The following is a 19,323-nucleotide window of genomic DNA, read 5'->3' as shown; positions in this document are numbered from 1 at the left end:
CCCGCACACCCCCACCCACGCGGACCTCGTCACCGACCTGCACACCACCTTCGCGGCCATCCCCGGCTCGCTCACCTTCATCGGACATTCGCAATAGCAGCGCCCCCGGCCGGTCGGTCGGCCGGGGGCGGCGGGGTTCTGGCTCAGCAGTGTGAGTCCAGGCTCATCGAGGCGACTTGCGAGTAGAGCGAGGGGTTGAAGGTTCCGTTCTGCTGCCAGACGTACTGGCGGGAGGAGTCGGGCAGGTTGAACACGAACTTGGTGAGGTCGTCCCAGTGGGTGTTGGCGACGATCCGGCCCAGATGCTGTCCGCTGGAGTTCTTCAGGTTCGCCCACATCAGCCACGCGTCGTTGTCGTCGCTGCTGGTCACCACGCCATAGAAGCGCGCCGTGCCGTCCGGGTTCAGGGTCCACGAGGCACCGTGGAACATTGTGCAGTCCCCGGCGTGGATGTCGTAGTTCCAGTAGTAGGTCTTGGCGAAGTTCTGGGCCTGGGCCGTCCCGCCGAGCGCGGTGAGGAGCGCCAGCGCCGTGCCGATGGCGATGATCAGGGTCCGGCAGCGCCGGAGCAGGGCGGTACGCCGAATGGTCATGCGGGTCCTCCTGACGTTCTCCCGCAGGGCGAATGCCGCGCGGGAGACCCATCGGGCCACGGCCGGGCCTGCCGGAGATATGCCGGCTCGCGCACGGAGGGGCCGCGTGGCCGGTGGGGGCGTTAGGTTGAGTTCTCCGGTCTGGTCCGGTCCGGAACCTGCACCCGGTGGTGGGGGGTGTCGCGGTGGGCGACGGGCGGCGTGGCGGCGAGTTCGCGGTACGGCTGGCGGAGCTCGTACAGGAGTCGGGCCTGACGCTGGAACGCGCGGCGGCCAAGACCATGGCCAGGTGCCCCAGGGACGCGTCGTGGACGGTGACCTTCCGGCAGATCAGCGCCTGGCAGAACGGCGACCACCTGCCCGGCGCGGAAGCGGCCTTCCTCACCCTGGTCAGGGTGCTGACCGAGCACGCTCGCGGACGCGCCCGGCGCGGGCACCGGATCGGCGAACTGCTGGACGAACCCGGGTGGGCGCGGCTCCTCCGGCAGGCCCGCGCAAGGCGGCCGGCGGAGACCGGCGGGGGTGTCCGGCGGCCCGCGGCCGGCGTCCACGAGCTGAAGCCCCGGCCGCTGCGGCTCGCGGGGCGGGCGGCGCTGCTGACCCGGCTGCACCACGCCTTCGCCGAGCCGTCGGACACGCCCGTCCAGATCGTCCTGCACGGGCTCGGCGGGATCGGCAAGACCAGCCTGGCGGTGGAGTTCGCGCATCGGGTCCGGTCCGGGCACGGGCTGATCTGGCAGTTCGCCGCCGAGGACCACACCGCGCTGGCGGGCGGGTTCGCGGCGCTGGCCGTACGGCTGCGGCTGCCCGACGACGGCGGCGGCCCCGTGGCCCAGGTCCACACCGCGCTCGCCGAGGCCGACCGGCCCTGGCTGCTGGTACTGGACAACGTCACCGACCACACCGCGATCCGGGGATGGCTGCCCGCGGCCGGGCCGGGCAAGCTGCTGATCACCTCCCGGTCGGCGCACTGGCCGCTGGCGCTGGGCATCGAGGTGACGCCCCCGGAGATCCCGGCGGCGGCCCGGTTCCTGCTGGACCGCACCGGGCAGGACGACGGCGTCGCGGCCGCCGCCGTCGCGACCGAGCTGGGCGCGCTGCCGCTCGCGCTGGAGCAGGCCGGAGCGTTCATCAGCACCGCCGGGTTGTCGCTGGCCGAATACCTCGACGGGCTGCGCGCCCGGCGCGACGTGCTGCTGTATCGGGGCGAGCCCTACGACTACGCCGGTTCCGTGGCCTCGACCTGGACGCTCGCCTTCCAGCGCCTTGAGCGCGACGCCCCCGACGCCATCGCCCTGCTGCGCCTGCTGTCCCGGCTGGCCCCGGACGACGTGCCGATCCGGACCCTTCTCGCCGGACGGCGGACGCCCCTGCCGGACTCACTCGACCTGACGGAGCTCGCCGGGCTCGCCGGTGACCCGATCAGGATCGCCGAGGCCGTCGCCGAGCTGCGCAGGTACTCGCTCGTCGCCAGCCCGGAGCCCGGCGTGCTGTCGGTACACCGGCTCGTCCAGGCCGTCACCGCCGACCGGATGTCCCCCTCGGCACGGGCGGCGTGGCGCTCGGCCGCCGCCGCGCTGATCGAGGACGCCCTGCCCGGCCGTCCCGATCTGGTGGCCAACCGGCCGCTGTACGCGCGGCTCGTCCCGCACGCGCACGTGGCACTGGAGCCGTCGGCCCGGGGGATGCGGGAGATCGTGGACTACCTGGCGGCGCTCGGCGACTACCAGACGGCCGCGAGGGTCCAGGGCGAGATCCATGCCGACGTACTCGGCCGCCTTGGGCCGGAGCATCCCGACACGCTCACCGCCGCCGCGCTGCGTGCCGTGCGGATCGGGCAGGCGGGCGACCCGGCCACGGCCCGCGACCTGCTCGCCGCGCTGCTGCCGCTGCGAGAGCGGGTCTCCGGCGGGGAACATCCCGACACGCTCTGGCTGGTCGCGGCCCTCACGGAGCAGATCGGCCAGGCGGGCTCCCCCGGCGTCGCCCGCGATCGGGCGCTGGAACTGCTGCCGCTGCGGAAGCGGGTCTCCGGCCCGGACGACCCCGACACGATCCGGCTCGCTCACCAGATCGCGTTCTGGACCGGTCAGGCGGGCGACGCCGAGGCCGCGCGGGTGCGCTATGAGGAGTTCCTACCCCGGATGGAACGGATCTGGGGCGCCGAACATCCGGACACCCTGGCCGCGCGCGACCAGTACGCGCGGTTCCTCGGGGAGAGCGGTGCCGCCGAGGCCGCCCTCAAGGCGTGCACGAGCCTGCTCAGCGCCCATGAGCGCATCTCCGGCCCCGAGCATCCGGACACGCTCTGGGCCCGTTCCAACCTCGCGTTCCGGGTGGGCGAGGCGGGCGATCCGGCAGGCGCCCGTGACCTCTTTGCGGCGCTGGTCCCCGACTGTGAGCGGATTTCCGGCCTGGAGTCCCATGTGGCTCTGGTCGCCCGCGTCTTCCTGGCCCACTGGACGGGCCGGGCGGGCGACCCGGTCGCCGCCCGCGACCAGTGCGAGGCGGTGCTCGCCGTACGGGTCCGGCGTTTCCCTCCCGAGCACTTCGACACGCTCGTCGTCCGCGAGTACGCGGCCCGCTGGACCGGCGAGGCCGGCGACCCGCACGGCGCGGCGAGCCGGTACGCGGCCCTGCTCACAGACGTGGAACGCGTCTTCGGCCCGGAGTCCGCCCTGACCCACCGGGTTCGCGACGGCCTCGCCTACTGGACATCGCGAACCCGGCTTTGATCGTTCTCCTGCCTGGGATCGTCAGCAGTAGGCGATCTCCGTGATCTCCCGCTGGCCGATGGTGTATCTGAACTCAAGCCAGGTCAGGACGGGCGCGCACTCTGTCTGGTAGCCGTACATCCACATGTCCACCTGCGGGTTCGGGTGCTTGACGCGGTACTTGAAGTAGTACCCTCCGTCACCGGCGGTGCAGATGTACCAGAAGGTCCCGCTCGCTCCCTGGACGTCCGACTTCCCGGACCGGCAGTTGCTCGGCGCGGCCTGGGCGGGGGTGGCGGTGGCGATCAGTGTGGCGGCGGTGAGTAACGTCGCGGACACGGCGGCGATGCGCTTTCTCATGTGCATCTTGCTGGCCTCCAGCGGGGCGGCGGACCGTGGACGGGTACCCAGAATGGCTGAACTTTTAGGAAAGCTTCCTAAGAGAAAAGATAGAGAGGCCAGGTACCACGTCAAGGTCGAATGCGCGTCCAACACTGGACGGTCCCACCCGTGAGACGTGCTCCAAGGGACACCGGCGGAGTCCCCGCCGGCGACCGTGGCCGCCGGCGGGAACGGGTCACTGATCAGGCATCAGCAGAAGGCGACCCCTGTGACCTCCCTCTGCCCCCAGGTGTACCTGAATTCGAGCCACTGCGGGACGGGCACACAGGCGGTCTGGTAGCCGTAGAGCCAGGTGTCGGCCTGCGGGTTGGGGTGCTTGACGCGGTACTTGAAGGCGTACCCGCCATCACCGCCGGTGCAGATGTACCAGGCAGTTCCACTGGTTCCGGCATGATCCTTCGTCCCGCCGGTGCAGTTGGCGGGCGCGGCATGCGCGGGGGTGGCGGTGGCGATCAGTGTGGCGGCGGTGAGTAAGGTCGCGGACAGGGCGGCGACGCGCGTGCGGATGTGCATTTTCGCTGGCCTCCAGCGGTTCGGCGGGTCGTGGACGGGTACCCCGATGATCTGTTAGGAAAGCTTCCTAACAGAAACATAGAGACACCACCTACCCCGTCAAGGTCAAGCCCGTGTCCTACAACGGACGCGCCGCCTCCGCTGTGATCACATCGCCCTGGTGGAAACGGGATACGAATACGAACTCGGAGGTGGAGGCTTAAAGTCCGGGATATGCGTATTGCTGCGGCACAGGTCCGCTCTCCCTGGCTCGACCCCGCCGCCGGGGTGGAGAAGATTCTCGACTACCTGCGGCGGGCCGCCGACCAGGACGTGGACCTGGTGGCCTTTCCCGAGACCTTCCTGTCCGGCTACCCCCACTGGCTGAGCCTCACCGGCGGCGCGGCCTTCGACGACCCCCGCCAGAAGGAGGCGTACGCCTGGTACCTGGACGCCGCCGTGGAACTCGACGGTCCCCAGCTCAAGGTCATCGCCGAGGCCGTACGCGACCTCAAGGTCTTCACCTATCTCGGGATCGCCGAGCGCGCCGGCGGCACCGTGTACTGCACGCTGGTCGCCCTCTCCCCCGAGCACGGCATCGCCGGCGCGCACCGCAAACTCGTGCCGACCTATGAGGAGCGCCTGGTCTGGGGCGCGGGCGACGGTCACGGCCTGCGTACCCACGAGGTCGGCGGCGTACGGGTGAGCGGGCTCAACTGCTGGGAGAACTGGATGCCGCTGGCCCGCCAGTCCCTCTACGCCCAGGGCACCGGCGTCCACGTCTCGGTGTGGCCCGGCTCGACCCGGCTCACCTCCGACATCACCCGCTTCATCGCCAGGGAGGGACGGGTCTACTCACTGGCCGCCGGGGCGATCATCAGCTACGACGACGTCCCGGCCGGGTTCCCGTTCAAGGAGGAACTGGCCGCGCACTCCTCCGGCTACGACGGCGGCTCGGCCATCGCGGGCCCGGACGGGCGCTGGATCGTCGAGCCGGTCTCCGGCGAGGAGCGCCTGCTGGTCGCCGACGCCGATCCGGCGTTCCTGGCCGGTGAGCGGCAGAACTTCGACCCGGCGGGCCACTACAGCCGCCCGGACGTCTTCCGCCTCCAGGTCGATCGCCGCCGCCTGAGCGGCGCCGAATTCACCGAGTGACCGGCGTGACCCGGCTCGCCGTACGGCTCCCGCCCCCTCGACGGGAGCCGTACGGCCGCTGCCACTCCAGCGCCGTTCTCGTGCGCGTGACCATCACACCCTGAACACCTTGCAACTCGCTTTACTCCGGCCGTCCACTGCCTGCGAACCTCTGTCGTCATGCCTGCACGGCACGGGAGTGCTAGTGTGGTAGCGGCTGTTGAACCGCCCCTTCTTCGGGCGAGCTTCCGGCCGCTTCCCTATCACCGCCCCCGCCGCTGAGGGCGGGAGGTTCCTCACTCAGGCCGCGCTTCTGCGCGCACACCCTCAGCCGGGGGCCGCTTCCCGAGAGGAAGGCCCTTGAGCACTACCCCCACCACATCCGATGAGCCCACGCCGGTCAGCGGGGTTCTCGACATCCGGGAGAAGACCGCCCATCTCAGGACCGGCGGCTATCTCCCCTCCCGCCACGACGTCCGCGTGCCGCTCGCCCAGGTGAGACGGTACGGCCTGCGCCGGGGCGACCTGGTCGCCGGTACGGCGGGCCGGCCGTACGACAAACTGGCCACCGTCGAGACCGTCAACGGCCGGCCCGAATGGCGCGACCGCCCGGACTTCGCCGACATGACCCCGACCCATCCCCGCGAGCGGCTGACCCTCGAAACCCGCGGCGACGTGCTGACCACCCGCCTGATCGACCTGTTCACGCCGATCGGCAAGGGCCAGCGGGGCCTGATCGTGGCCCCGCCGAAGGCGGGCAAGACGATGGTCCTGCACGCCGTCGCGGCGGCGATCTCGCGCAACCACCCCGGCTGCCACCTGATGGTGGTCCTCGTCGGCGAACGTCCGGAGGAGGTCACCGAGGTGACCGAGACCGTGGCCGGTGAGGTCGCGCACTCGACGTTCGACCGCGCCGACCGCGACCACACCGCGGTCGCCGAGCTCGCCATCGAGCGCGCCAAGCGGCTCGTGGAGCAGGGGCGCGACGTCGTGGTCCTGCTCGATTCGCTGACCCGGCTGGGCCGCGCCTACAACAACCAGGCCCCGAACGGCGGGCGCATCCTGGCCGGCGGCATCGACGCGCAGGCGCTGCTGCCGCCACGCCGTTTCTTCGGCGCGGCCCGCAACGTACGCGAGGGCGGTTCGCTGACGATCCTGGCGACCGCGCTCGTGGACACCGGTTCCCGGATGGACGACACGTTCTTCGAGGAGTTCAAGGGGACCGGCAACATGGAGCTGCGGCTCAGCCGGGCGATGGCCGACCGCCGGCTGTTCCCGGCCGTCGACCTGGACGCCTCCAGCACGCGCCGCGAGGAGATCCTGATCCCGCCGCAGGAGCGGCAACTGCTGTGGCGGCTGCGCCGCACGCTGGCCGGGCTGGACAAGCCGCAGGCCCTTGAACTGCTGATCGACCGGCTCGGCGACACCCCGTCCAACGCCGCCTTCCTGCGTCAGGTCATCGCCCAGGCGGCGTGACCCGCCCGGCGCGGGATGATGGGGGGATGCTGGGGGATGTTCTGGACGTGCTGCGCTGCCCCGTCTGCGGGGGCGATCTGGCCCTGGAGGGAAGGGTCGTGCGCTGCCCCACCGGGCATGACTTCGACGTGGCCCGCCAGGGCTATGTGAGCCTGCTGTCCGGCTCCCGCTCCCCCGGCACCGCCGACACCGCCGAGATGGTGGCCGCCCGCGACGCGTTCCTGTCCGCCGGGCACTACGAGCCGCTGGCCGTACGGCTGGCGGAGGCGGCGGGCGCGGCCCCCGGCGAGGTGGTGCTCGACGCGGGCGCGGGCACCGGCCACTACCTGGCCGCCGTGCTCGGCCACGAGGGCGCGCGCGGGGTCGCGCTCGACGTGTCCAAGCACGCCGCCCGGCGGGCGGCCCGCGCGCATCCGCGGGCCGGGGCGGTGGTGGCCGACGTGTGGCGGCCGTTCCCGGTCAAGGACGCCGCGGTCGATATCGTGATCAACGTGTTCGCGCCGCGCAACGGGCCGGAGTTCGCCCGGGTGCTGGGGCCGGGCGGGCGGCTGGTGGTGGCGACCCCGGGGCCCGCCCACCTGTCCCCGCTGGTGGACCGCCTCGGCCTGCTGTCGGTGGACGAGGAGAAGGAACGCAGGGTCGGGGAGAGCCTGCGCGGGCTGTTCGCCGAGCGGGCCAGGCACCGGGTGGAGTTCGCGATGCGGCTGGACGCCGCCGCCGTCGCGGCGGTCGTGGGAATGGGCCCGAGCGCCTGGCACCGCGAGGGCGCGGCCGAGATCGACATCGCCGATCCGGTGATTGTCACCGCCTCTTTCGTGGTGTCGGTTCACAGTCCGTGTGTAGCCCGAAACGACCTTCCCGATCAAGGGCAATATTTGACTGACTGACCCGAAAGATGGCACTGAAGGGACATTTGGTCCGAAATTCCCCCACATTCCTTGAACATTTCTTGCCTCAGCGCGACATACTGGACCACAACCGCCAACCCGTTTGCGGGGAACGCGTAGGGTCTTCGTCCGGCTGCGGAGACCCTGACAGGGAGGGACGCGCCGTATGAAGGCGGAGGAACGCTGGCGGGCCAGGTTCCGGGCGCCGCGGATGACGCTGCCCCAGTTCGCCGCCAAGGCCCCGAACCGGGCGATCTACCAGAGCAACGCGTCAGGCTCATGGGAGATCTACGCCTGGGACCGCAGTACCGGCGCGTTCCACCAGGTGACCGACCGGCCCAACGGCACCAGGTACGCCGTGCTCGACCCCGTCGGCCAGTGGATCTGGTGGTTCGCCGACACCGACGGCAACGAGTGGGGCCAGTGGATGCGGCAGCCGTTCGACGGCGGTCCCGACGAGAACGCGATCTCCGCCGTGACGTCGGAAGACATGGTCAGCGGGCACCCGATGGGCATCGGCCTGTCGTCGGTCGGCACCGCGGCGATCGGACTGGCCAGGCCGGGCGGTGGCTTCCAGGTCCTGCACGTACAGCCGGGCGAGGCCCCCACGGTCGTCTACGAGCACGCCGAGGCCGCCTACGTCACCGCCATGTCGCCGGACGGGGCGCTCATCCTGATCGACCACAGCGAGCACGGCGACGCGCTGCACCCCGCCCTGCGGGTGATCCGCCCGAACGGCACGACCGTCGGCGACCTGCACGACGGGCCCGGCAAGGGCCTGCTCGGCGTGCGCTTCTCCCCCATCGCGGGCGACCGCCGGCTGCTCGCCCTGCACGAGCGGCGCGGCCGCCGCGAACCGCTGCTGTGGGACCCGCTCACCGGCGACCAGCGCGAGGTCTGGCTGCGCGACCCCGGCGAGGTCACCGCCGACTGGTTCCAGGACGGCAGGTCGCTGCTGATCGTCAGGCAGCACCGCGGGCGTACCAGGCTGCACCGCTACGACCTGGGCGGGGGCGGGATGACGCCGATCGAGACCCCGCACGGGGTGATCGAGGCGGCCGCCGCCCGGCATGACGGCACGGTGGAGTACGCCTGGTCGAACTCCTCGCACCCGCCGATGATCCGCTCCAGCGCGGGGCACGTGGTGATGAACCCGGCGGGTCCGTCCGCGCCGCCGTCCGTGCCGGTGGAGGATCTCGACGTGGATGGGCCGGGCGGGCGCATCCACACGCTGGTGTCCCGCCCGGAGCGGGGCAACGCGCCGTACCCGACGGTCTTCCTGCTGCACGGCGGGCCGACCGCGCAGGACGACGACTCTTTCCTACCCGCCGTCGCGGCCTGGGTCGATCACGGCTTCGCCGTCGTACGGGTCAACTACCGCGGCTCCACCGGGTACGGCTCGGCCTGGCGCGACGCCCTGCACGGTGATGTCGGGCACATCGAGCTGGCCGACCTCACGGCGGTGCGCGAACACGTCGTGGCGGGCGGCCTGGCCGACCCGGAACGCCTGGTGATCGCGGGCGGATCGTGGGGCGGCTACCTGACGCTGCTCGCGCTCGGCGTACAGCCCAAGACCTGGGCGGCCGGGATCGCGGCGGTGCCGATCGCCGACCACGTGGCGACCTACGAGGACGAGACCGAGGGGCTGCGCGCCTACCAGCGGGCGCTGCTCGGCGGCTCGCCCGAGGATGTGCCGGAGCGCTACGCGTCCAGCTCCCCGATCACCTACGTTGATCAGGTGGCGGCCCCGGTGCTCGTGCTGGCCGGGGAGAACGACCCGCGCTGCCCCATCAGGCAGGTCCAGAACTACATCGCCAGGCTGGCCGCGCGCGGCCACGACCATGAGGTCTACCGCTTCGACGCGGGCCACGGGTCGCTGGTCGTCGCGGAGCGCATCGAGCAGATGGCGGCGCAACTGGACTTCGCCAGGAAGCGGCTTCGTCTCACCGGTATGTCCGGCCGTCCGGCCTGAACACGGCTCAGGGCGCCCGCAGCACGAGGATCGCCAGGTCGTCGGCGCTGGGCTCGGGCGCGAAGTCCTGGACGCCGCGCCTGATCCGCTCGGCGACCGCCTGCGCCGAAAGGCCCACGCACTCGGCGAGCAGCTTGGCAAGGCCGCCGTCGTCGTCGAGCAGCCGCCCGCCCGAACGCCGCTCCGTCACCCCGTCGGTCACCGCGAGGAGGACGTCTCCATGGTTGAGCTCGACGATGTCCTCTTCGAAGGTCACCTCGGAGAAGACCCCGAGCAGCGACTGCGGCGTCGCCACGACCTCCACCTCGCCGGTCTGACGCAGCCGCAGCGCCTCCGGGTGCCCGGCGGAGATCAGCCGCGCCTCCATCCCGCTCGCGGTCGGGGTGATCTCGCCGTGCAGCAGGGTGAGGAACCTGGCCCGCTCGCCCTCCTCCAGGATCGCCTCGTTGAGCCGGACGAGCACATGAGCGATCTTGTGGCCCTCCCTGGCCAGCAGCCGCAGGGTCGTCCTGGCCAGGCCGGTGACGGACGCCGCCTCCGGGCCGGTGCCGCAGACGTCGCCGATCGCGAACCGCCACGCGCCGTTGTCGCCCGCCCGGTAGAGGTCGTAGAAGTCGCCGCCGACCTCGTTGGTCTCGCCCGCGGGCTCGTAGACGACGCCGTAGTCGACCTCGGGGACCTCGGGGTTGTCCGGCGGGAGCAGGCTGCGCTGCAGGGCCCGGTTGGCGGCGGCCTGCTGGGCGTACAGGCGGGCGTTGTCCATGGCGAGCGCGGCGCGGCGGCCGATGTCCTCGGCGAACTGGATGATGTCGTCGGGGAACCGGTCGGTACGGCCGAGCAGCATCACCCCGAGCCCGCGCCCCCTGGCCAGCAGCGGCACCGCGAGCACGTGGTAGTCACCGATGGTGAGCGGGACGGTCTGCGGGCGCTGCGGCGGCGGCACCTCGATCGAGGCCAGCTCCTCGCGCAGCGAGTCGATCCGGGCCTCGTCGGCGTGCCACAGGTAGGAAAGGCGCAGCGGGCCCAGCCCCGCGTCGGAGGTGTAGACGGCGCACCAGACCGACAGCCTGGGCACCACGATCTGGGCGACGATCGCCGGGACCATGTCGGGGTCGAGCGTGCCGGCCAGCAGGTCACTGGCGTCGGCCAGGAAGCCCAGCCAGAACGACCCCCTGGACTCCTCCCGCGTCCAGTCGTCGGCCACCCGCGCCGCCGAGCCGGGCAGCGCCAGCTTGGCCCACTGCACCCGAAGCTGCCCCGAGAACGTGACGCCCCACTCTTCGACGGGCACCGTCGGAGCTTTCGTATACTCGGCAGGAACGTCCTTCTGCCGGACCTCGATGCGCACCGCGTCACCCTGGTGGCCCCAGACCACCTCGAAGGGGGCCCGCTCGGCGGCGAGGGCCAGTTGCTCGGTTATCTGCTCGGCCTGGGGCAGCACGGCACCGGCGGCCCACGCGCTGATCACCTCGCGTGTGAACCGCCGTGCGGCTGGTACGGCCGACTCACCGGGTGCGAAGGTCGCGGCGAGGACGGCTCGTGGAGATTCGGTCACTGTCTTGTGCCTACCACACTCTCCACTGACATGGGGTAAATCGAGGGCAGGACTCCAGGCTACCCATCGTGACAGACTGGCATCACTCACGGCTGCCCACCGGGAGTGGAGGAGGGTCGAATGAACACCGCCGGCACCGTGTCGGACAACGAGGAACGGTGTTACACGGAATCGGAGCTCAGGCCGGTTCTGCAGGCACTGCTGGCACTACGCGACGGCGACTTCCGCCGGCGTGTCCCCGCCGTGCCCACCGGAGTGCTGAGCGAGGTGCAGATCGTCCTCAACGAGATCGCCGATCGCCAGGAGCACATGGCCAAAGAGCTTCAGAGAGCGAAGAAAGAGGTCGTAAGGGAGGGCCGATTCGGCGAACGACTGGCGCACGGGCCGGGGTCGGGCGCCTGGTCCGACCAGGTCGACACGGTCAACGCGCTGATCGACGCCCTGGTCAGCCCGGTCAGCGGCGCGGCCGACGTGATCGACGCCGTGGCCAAGGGCGACCTCTCCCGCCGGATCGAGCTGGACCGCTCGGCGCGCGGCGAGGTCCGGCGGCTGGGCAAGGCGATCAACGGCATGGTCGACCAGCTCTCGCTGTTCAACTCCGAGGTGACCAGGGTGGCCCGCGAGGCGGGGACGGAGGGCCGGCTGGGCGGGCGGGCCAACGCCCGCGGCATGTCCGGAAGCTGGCGTGACCTCACCGACGCGGTGAACACGATGTCGGGCCGGGTCTCCGCACAGGTCCGCGACATCGCCGAGGTCACCACCGCGGTCGCCAAGGGCGACCTGAGCCGCAAGGTCACCGTCGAGGCCGTCGGCGAGATGTTCGAGCTGAAGAACACCGTCAACACGATGGTCGACCAGCTCTCCTCGTTCGCCGAGGAGGTCACCCGGGTCGCGCGCGAGGTGGGCACCGAAGGCCAGCTCGGCGGCCAGGCCCAGGTCCGTGGCGTGTCCGGCGTCTGGAAGGACCTGACGGACAACGTCAATTTCATGGCGGGCAACCTCACCACGCAGGTCCGCGCGATCGCCACGGTGGCCACCGCGGTCGCGCAGGGCGATCTCTCCCAGAAGATCAACGCCGACGCCCAGGGTGAGATCCTGCAATTGAAGGACACCCTCAACACGATGGTCGACCAGCTCTCCTCGTTCGCGGACGAGGTGACCCGGGTCGCGCGTGAGGTCGGCACCGAAGGCCAGCTCGGCGGCCAGGCCAGGGTGCGCGGTGTGTCCGGGGTCTGGAAGGACCTCACCGACAACGTCAACTTCATGGCCAACAACCTGACCCTCCAGGTCCGCAACATCGCCGAGGTCACCACCGCCGTCGCCACCGGCGACCTCACCCGCAAGATCGACGTGGACGCCCAGGGCGAGATGCTGGCCCTGAAGACCACGATGAACCGCATGGTGGACCAGCTCTCCTCGTTCGCCTCCGAGGTGAGCCGGGTGGCCCGCGAGGTGGGCACCGAAGGCCAGCTCGGCGGCCAGGCCCAGGTCCGCGGTGTCTCCGGCGTCTGGAAGGACCTCACCGACAACGTCAACGTGATGGCGGGCAACCTCACCACGCAGGTCCGCGCCATCGCGACGGTCGCCACGGCGGTGGCCCAGGGCAACCTGTCCAAGAAGATCACCGCCGACGCGCAGGGCGAGATCCTTCAGCTCAAGGACACCCTCAACACGATGGTCGACCAGCTCTCGTCCTTCGCGGACGAGGTGACCCGGGTCGCGCGTGAGGTCGGCACCGAAGGCCAGCTCGGCGGCCAGGCCCGCGTGCGGGGCGTGTCCGGGGTCTGGAAGGACCTCACCGACAACGTCAACTTCATGGCCAACAACCTGACCCTCCAGGTCCGCAACATCGCCGAGGTCACCACCGCCGTCGCCACCGGCGACCTCACCCGCAAGATCGACGTCGATGCGCAGGGCGAGATGCTGGCCCTGAAGACCACGATGAACCGCATGGTGGACCAGCTCTCCTCGTTCGCCTCGGAGGTCACCCGGGTGGCCCGCGAGGTCGGCTCGGAGGGTCAGCTCGGCGGCCAGGCGCGGGTCGAGGGTGTGGAGGGCACCTGGAAGCGCCTCACCGAAAGCGTCAACGAGCTGGCGGGCAACCTGACCACGCAGGTCCGCGCCATCGCCGGGGTCACCGGGGCGGTGGCCAAGGGCGACCTCACTCGCAAGATCGACGTGGACGCGCAGGGCGAGCTGGCCGACCTGAAGGACAACATCAACACGATGGTGTCCAACCTGCGCGACACCACCAAGGCCAACCAGGAACAGGACTGGCTCAAGTCCAACCTGGCCCGCATCCAGCGGCTCATGCAGGGACACCGCGATCTGATCGAGGTGGCCAAGCTCATCATGAGCGAGCTGACCCCGCTGGTTTCGGCCCGCTACGGCGCCTTCTACAGCGTCGAGTCCAAGGGCGACGACAGCGACCTGATGCTCATCGCCGGCTACGGCGTGCGTCCGGGCACCAGCCCGCGCGGCCGGTTCGCGATGGGCGAGGGCATCGTCGGCCAGGCCGCGCTGGAGGGCAAGCACGTCGTACTGGAGAACGTCCCGGCCGGCTACATCATGGTGGACACCGGCCTGAGCCAGTCGCCGCCCGCGCAGATCGTGGTGCATCCGATCCTGTTCGAGAGCAAGGTGCTCGGCGTCCTCGAACTGGCGTCCTTCACCGAATTCAGCGAGGTCCACCTGGACTTCCTGGCGCAGCTCGTGGAGACCATCGGCGTCACGATGAACACCATCATCGCCAACTCCCGGACCGAGGCGCTGCTGACCGAGTCCCAGCGGCTGACCCGCGAGTTGCAGGAGCGCTCCGACGAGTTGCAGCGCCAGCAGGAGGAACTGCGGCGCTCCAACGCCGAGCTGGAGGACAAGGCGGCGCTGCTGGCCAAGCAGAACCGCGCCATCGAGATCCAGAACTTCCAGATCGAGCAGGCCAGGCGCACCCTGGAGGAGCGGGCCGAACAGCTCGCGGTCTCCTCGCGCTACAAGTCGGAGTTCCTGGCCAACATGTCGCACGAGCTGCGCACACCGCTGAACAGCCTGCTGGTGCTGGCCAAGCTGCTCACCGAGAACGCCGAGGGCAACCTGACCCCGCAGCAGGTGGAGTTCGCCCGCACGATCCACGGGGCCGGGTCGGCGCTGCTCCAGCTCATCAACGACATCCTCGACCTGTCCAAGGTGGAGGCGGGCCGGATGGACATCCACCCGCAGCAGCTTCTGCTGCCCAAACTGGTGGAGTACGTGGAGGCGACGTTCGCGCCGCTGGCGGCGGACAAGGGGCTGGAGTTCGCCATCGAGGTGGACGACTCGGTGCCTCAGGAACTGCGCACCGACGAGCAGCGCCTCCAGCAGGTGCTGCGCAACCTGCTGTCCAACGCGGTGAAGTTCACCCCGAAGGGCGAGGTGAAGCTACGCGTGGTGCCCGCGCCCGACGACGTGGAGTTCGACGACGAGACCCTCCAGAACGCCAACGGCGTGCTGGGCTTCCAGGTCTGCGACACCGGCATCGGGATCGCGCCCGACAAACTGGAGGTCATCTTCGAGGCGTTCCGCCAGGCGGACGGCACGACCAGCCGTAAGTACGGCGGCACCGGCCTCGGCCTGTCGATCTGCCGGGAGATCGCCCGGCTGCTCGGCGGCGAGATCCACGTGGACAGCGAGCCGGGCAAGGGCAGCACGTTCACGCTCTTCCTGCCGCCGTCCTACACCGGCCCGCTGGCCTCCCGCGACGGCGGCGCGGCCGCCCGGCAGCGGACCCCGGCCGACAGCGAACCGCTGGCCTTCGTCCCAGAGCCGGAAGAGGACGACGTGCTGGCCACGATCCCGTTCCGGGAGCCGTTGCCGCTCGCGCCGTCCCCGGCCGAGCCGCAGGTCAGCTGGCAGGGCGAGGACCCACTGATCGGCTCCAAGATCCTTATCGTGGACGACGACATCCGCAACGTCTTCGCGCTCACCAGCGTGCTCGAACGGCACGGCTCGACGGTCGTCTACGCGGAGAACGGCCGCGAGGGCATCGAGCAGCTCGAACGCAACGAAGACGTGGGGCTGGTGCTGATGGACATCATGATGCCGGAGATGGACGGCTGGGCGACGACATCGGCGATCAGGCGGATGCCGCAGTTCGCGGATCTCCCGATCATCGCGCTGACGGCTAAGGTCATGAGAGGAGACCGGGAGAAGAGCATCGCCTCCGGGGCCTCCGACTATGTACCGAAGCCGGTGGACGTGGACCGTCTGCTCGAACGCCTCCGGGGCTGGCTGTCCCGGGGGAAGGTCGTGCCCACCGAGCCGAACGAAGGGTCGTGAGCCATGCCGGACCGAGCCAAGATCCTGCTCGTCGACGACCGCGAAGAGAACCTGATCGCGCTTGAGGCGATCCTGAGTTCGCTCGACATCGTGCCGGTGCGGGCGAGGTCCGGGGAGGAGGCGCTGAAGGCGCTGCTCAGCACGGAGTTCGCGCTGATCCTGCTGGACGTGCGGATGCCCGGCATGGACGGCTTCGAGACCGCGGCGCACATCAAGCGCAGGGAGCGCACCCGCAACATCCCGATCATCTTCCTGACGGTGGTCGACAGCGCCCCTGACTACGCCTTCCGCGGTTATGCGGCGGGCGCGGTCGACTACCTGACAAAGCCGTTCGACCCGTGGGTGCTGCGCGCCAAGGTTTCGGTCTTCGTCGAGCTGTACACGATGAACCGCCGGATGACCGAGCAGGCCGCGCTGCTGCGCGAGCGGGTGGCGACGGAGCTGCCGCCGGGCGAGACGGGCGAGCAGGCGTCGATCCTGCCTGAGCTGTCCCGCCGGCTGACGGCTGCCGAGGACGAGCTGGGCAGGGTGCGGGAGCTGGCCCGCAAGTCGGGTGACTCATCGCTGACCGGGCCGCTCACCGACCTCACCGAACGGCTGGCCCACCTGCGCGCCGGTTTCGACGCGCTGAGCTGAGCCCATTGTTCAGCGTGGGAGCACCGCCCGGGCGTACGGCTCAAGCGCGGTCAGCCCGGAGGAGGGCCCCGATGTCTCCTGGGAAGGCCACCGTGCCGCGCAGGATCCACCCCGGGCGGCGGGCGGCATGAGCGCCGAACCATGGCTCGCCGCGATGTGGCCGTTCGTCCTGGCGAACCTGCCGCCCGCGCCCGCCCGGATCCTGGAGATCGGCTGCGGTCCGGCGGGTGGTTTCGTCCCCGATGATGGGGGCGGCGGGCCGTGAGGCCACCGGCATCGATCCCGCCGTGCCCGAGGGGCGCACTACCGGCGGGCCGCGTTCGAGGACGGTACGCCGGGCGCGCCGTTCGACGCGATCGTGGCCCGCACCTCGCCGCATCATGTCGGCGACCCCGAAGACGTCCTGGACCGGATGGCCGGCGCTCCCGTACCCGGGGGAACGGCGGTGGTCATCGAGTGGTCGCACGAGAAGTTCGACGCGCCCACGGCGACCTGGTGTCTCGACCGGCTGCCCGAGGCCGCCGAACCCGGGTGGCCGCACCGGCACCGGGACCGGTGGCGGGCGTCCGGGGGCTCCTGGGAGACGTACGGCGCGGCGTGGGCGCGCGAGGAGGGCCTGTGCGGCGGCCAGGACATCGTCCGCGCGCTACGGCGGCGCTTCACCACGCCGCTGTCGGAGGAGGGCCCGTACTTCTTCTCCGACCCGGACGGCGTGACCGCCGCCGACGAGCAGGCGGCCATCGACGCCGGGCGCATCCGGGCCACCGGAATCCGCTACGTCGGCCGCGGACCGGCCTGAACCCCGCCGCTCGGCGCCGGTTCGGGCACGGTCCAAAATCAGCGGCGGGCGCGCTCCAGAGCGTCCCAGAAGCCTCGGCGCAGGGCGTGGCGCACTTCGTCGTGCAGCAGGAAGTCGATCGGCAGCGACGACCCCTGCAACAGCCGGGCCTCCAGGTCGGACGGCATGCGCGGCTTGCGGGCCAGCACGGCCTCCAGCCACAGCGCGGGCGCGTCGCGGGCGACGGACTCGCCGAAGTCGTGGCCCTCCTTGTGGGCGGCCTTGACCGCCTCGGCGAGGGTGGTGGTGCCGCTGCCGGAAACCGACTGCGGGGGCACCGGGGCCGGTTGCGGGCCGGTGTAGGGGCCGCCGAGCTGCGGTGAGGGCGGATAGCCGCCGGTCGTGGTGGGCGAGTAGGTCGTGGCCGGGCCGGTGGCGGGCGGCTGCTGCGCCGACCCGGAGGGCTGTTGCGGCTCGGCCGGGTAGCCCGGGTACGACGTGGACGGCAGCGCGGGCGGGGCCGCGTGCCCGCCGCTCGAACGCTGCACCGGCGCCGAGGACCCCGCCTCGTGCGACGCCCCGGACGGACCAGAGGACCCGGAAGAACCAGAAGAACCGGATGATCCCGGCATGGGTGATGCGCCGGACGACGGCGTGATGATCTGGCCGTTACCGGACTGCTGGGCCGGAGGGCTCGCCGCGTGCCCGCCGGACGAGCCGGTGGTGGGGGCGGGGCCGAGGGTCTGCTGCCCGCCGCTGGGAGGCTGCGAACTCGGCTGCGCGGACGGCACCGACTGCGCGGGCTGAGCCGCCTGAATGGACTGGGCCGGCTGAACGGGCTGAGCCGATTGGGACGGCTGGGTGTGCTGGGCCGGTTGGGCGTGCTGGCCGTTGCCGGCGGAGAGTGGCTGGTGGTGGCCGTTGGCCAGGGCGTTGACCGGCTCCATGGCGGTCGCGGCGCCCTGCGTCAGCGAGACGTACGAACGCAGGTGACCGCCGCCGATCTCGATCAGGTCGTCGCACTCCTGGCGTAGCGACCGGGAGACCGCCCAGTTGCCGTCGGCCGCGATGTGCACGACGGTGACCCGGATGCCGAGGTCTTGCGCGTCGCAGACCACCTGGGCCAGGTCCTCATCCCCGCTGACCACGACCGCGTCGCAGATCGCGGAGTTGCGGGCGAGCGTCATCAGGTCGCGATGGACCTGGGCGTCCACGCCTTCGCGCCGCCCCGGCCTGATCCGCGACAGGCGGAGCTTCAGCCCGGGGATGTCGGCCAGCGCGTCGTGCTCCGGCGTACGGCGGCCCTCGACGGTCGCCTCGTACCAGTAGCAGCGCAGCATCGGCAGGCCGGTACGCTCTCTGGACAGGGCGGTGAGAAGCTGGAGGAGGCCCGGATAATCCCACGAGACGGCTTCTCGATGGCGGGTCCCATGCACCGCCATCGCGCCGTCCGCTAGCAGGTAGCCAGCGTCCACGAACAGCGCGCAGCGATCCACGCGACACCGCCTTCCTACATGGCTGGACCTACTGTGCTCTCCACCCCGGCAGCCGTCAGTCGGCCCATCCCCAGGTTAGTGAAGCCACCGATCGTGCGAGGGTGAATCCCGACGATTCAGCCCGCGCCCGACCTTATGCGAGGGCGTTCACGCCGACCGTACCAGTTTGTCCTGATATTGGAACCCGCTATCAGGAGCGGGCATGAACCCCCACCATCGCCACTCCGAAAAGGACCACATCCTTACCGGTGGAAATGCGCAACACCGGATGCTCGCCCAGTACCGAACGGTAAGTATCGATATCCAGACCGAAAGTGTTCTTCCACCCTTCCGCGCCGTTGGCCGACCCGTCGAAGACGTTGTCCGCCTCGCGACGGCCTCCTTCCGGCCGCAGCGGACCGCCGCCCAGCGTCACCCTCTCCCCGTCCAGCCCCGGGTCGCCCTCCCAGGTGACGAGGTCGATCCTGGCCGGGACCGCGGCGGGCGTCAGCCCCGCGAGCGGTATCCGCAGCCCGTCGTGCCGCCCGTCCACCACGGTCGCGGTGTCCAGCACCACCACCTGGCTGTACGGCCGGCGCGGGTCGGTCGCAGCCACCACCAGGCTCCACCCCGCATGCCGGGAGACCCCCTCGCGCAGCCGCGCGTCCGCCACCCACCATGTCCCCTCCGGATCGTCGCCCATCAGCCGGGTCACCTCGGCGAACGCCTGATACCCGGAACCGGCCGGCATCGTCCGGTCGATCACGTCGGTCGCCTTCACCTTCACGTACCGCTTCGCGCCCGGCGGCCTGACCTTGACGGTCGTCCCGGACGCCTTGGCCCGTCCGCCGCCCGACCAGTACAGGCCCCCGGCCCTTTTTAAAAACTTCTGCCGCCG

14 protein-coding genes and 1 pseudogene are annotated in these 19,323 nt (G+C 71.0%); 9 read left to right on the top strand and 6 right to left on the bottom strand.

Annotated features, from left to right (window positions below; genetic code table 11):
- Positions 1-143: 143 nt before the first annotated feature.
- Complete coding sequence (locus tag C1I98_RS16615) at positions 144-593, bottom strand: DUF6294 family protein (RefSeq protein WP_111168358.1); 450 nt, start codon at positions 591-593, stop codon at positions 144-146.
- 167 nt (positions 594-760) lie between these two features.
- Here C1I98_RS16615 and C1I98_RS16610 point away from each other — a divergent pair, with 167 nt between their 5' ends.
- Positions 761-3,328: a DUF7779 domain-containing protein gene (locus tag C1I98_RS16610; RefSeq protein WP_146607482.1), complete on the top strand. Its 2,568-nt coding sequence runs from the start codon at positions 761-763 to the stop codon at positions 3,326-3,328.
- Positions 3,329-3,349: 21 nt separating this feature from the next.
- Here the strand turns inward: C1I98_RS16610 and C1I98_RS16605 are convergent, their stop codons facing one another.
- Together C1I98_RS16605 and C1I98_RS16600 are read right to left on the bottom strand one after the other, a co-directional pair.
- Positions 3,350-3,667: a hypothetical protein gene (locus C1I98_RS16605; protein WP_111168356.1), complete on the bottom strand. Its 318-nt coding sequence runs from the start codon at positions 3,665-3,667 to the stop codon at positions 3,350-3,352.
- Between the two features lie 231 nt (positions 3,668-3,898).
- The gene (locus C1I98_RS16600; protein WP_111168355.1) at positions 3,899-4,222 is read right to left on the bottom strand and encodes a hypothetical protein; all 324 of its coding nucleotides are present in this window, start codon (positions 4,220-4,222) and stop codon (positions 3,899-3,901) included.
- Positions 4,223-4,435: 213 nt separating this feature from the next.
- On the opposite strand from C1I98_RS16600, the gene C1I98_RS16595 reads away from it, so the two are divergent.
- The 4 genes from C1I98_RS16595 (at position 4,436) to C1I98_RS16580 (ending at position 9,670) form a co-directional block, all read left to right on the top strand.
- A complete protein-coding gene (locus C1I98_RS16595; protein ID WP_111168354.1) occupies positions 4,436-5,356 on the top strand; it encodes a carbon-nitrogen hydrolase family protein in 921 nt (306 codons plus the stop codon).
- Positions 5,357-5,695: 339 nt separating this feature from the next.
- Complete coding sequence (rho, locus tag C1I98_RS16590; protein ID WP_111168353.1) at positions 5,696-6,811, top strand: transcription termination factor Rho; 1,116 nt, start codon at positions 5,696-5,698, stop codon at positions 6,809-6,811.
- 26 nt (positions 6,812-6,837) lie between these two features.
- Positions 6,838-7,698, top strand: coding sequence for a putative RNA methyltransferase (locus C1I98_RS16585; RefSeq protein ID WP_111168352.1), 861 nt, complete (start codon positions 6,838-6,840; stop codon positions 7,696-7,698).
- 166 nt (positions 7,699-7,864) lie between these two features.
- Positions 7,865-9,670, top strand: a complete 1,806-nt coding sequence (locus C1I98_RS16580) for a S9 family peptidase (RefSeq protein ID WP_111168351.1) — start codon at positions 7,865-7,867, stop codon at positions 9,668-9,670.
- A gap of 7 nt (positions 9,671-9,677) precedes the next feature.
- Here the strand turns inward: C1I98_RS16580 and C1I98_RS16575 are convergent, their stop codons facing one another.
- The gene (locus C1I98_RS16575; RefSeq protein ID WP_233507919.1) at positions 9,678-11,225 is read right to left on the bottom strand and encodes a PP2C family protein-serine/threonine phosphatase; all 1,548 of its coding nucleotides are present in this window, start codon (positions 11,223-11,225) and stop codon (positions 9,678-9,680) included.
- 120 nt (positions 11,226-11,345) lie between these two features.
- On the opposite strand from C1I98_RS16575, the gene C1I98_RS16570 reads away from it, so the two are divergent.
- The 4 genes from C1I98_RS16570 (at position 11,346) to C1I98_RS16560 (ending at position 16,971) form a co-directional block, all read left to right on the top strand.
- The gene (locus tag C1I98_RS16570; protein WP_111168350.1) at positions 11,346-15,536 is read left to right on the top strand and encodes a HAMP domain-containing protein; all 4,191 of its coding nucleotides are present in this window, start codon (positions 11,346-11,348) and stop codon (positions 15,534-15,536) included.
- Between the two features lie 3 nt (positions 15,537-15,539).
- Positions 15,540-16,172, top strand: coding sequence for a response regulator (locus tag C1I98_RS16565; protein ID WP_111168349.1), 633 nt, complete (start codon positions 15,540-15,542; stop codon positions 16,170-16,172).
- A gap of 127 nt (positions 16,173-16,299) precedes the next feature.
- Positions 16,300-16,437, top strand: a complete 138-nt coding sequence (locus C1I98_RS41460; protein WP_158558066.1) for a class I SAM-dependent methyltransferase — start codon at positions 16,300-16,302, stop codon at positions 16,435-16,437.
- 93 nt (positions 16,438-16,530) lie between these two features.
- A complete protein-coding gene (locus C1I98_RS16560) occupies positions 16,531-16,971 on the top strand; it encodes a hypothetical protein (RefSeq protein WP_111168348.1) in 441 nt (146 codons plus the stop codon).
- A 38-nt stretch (positions 16,972-17,009) separates the two neighbouring features.
- Here the strand turns inward: C1I98_RS16560 and C1I98_RS16555 are convergent, their stop codons facing one another.
- Both C1I98_RS16555 and C1I98_RS41455 read right to left on the bottom strand, forming a co-directional pair.
- Positions 17,010-18,446 (bottom strand): NYN domain-containing protein, encoded by a 1,437-nt coding sequence (locus C1I98_RS16555; protein WP_111168347.1) that lies wholly within the window; start codon positions 18,444-18,446, stop codon positions 17,010-17,012.
- Between the two features lie 190 nt (positions 18,447-18,636).
- Positions 18,637-19,323 (bottom strand): annotated as a pseudogene (locus tag C1I98_RS41455) (sigma-70 family RNA polymerase sigma factor); the annotation flags it as partial.

Source organism: Spongiactinospora gelatinilytica (assembly GCF_003236385.1).
GTDB classification, from domain to species: domain Bacteria; phylum Actinomycetota; class Actinomycetes; order Streptosporangiales; family Streptosporangiaceae; genus Spongiactinospora; species Spongiactinospora gelatinilytica.
This window is presented reverse-complemented; position numbering and strand designations above follow the sequence as displayed.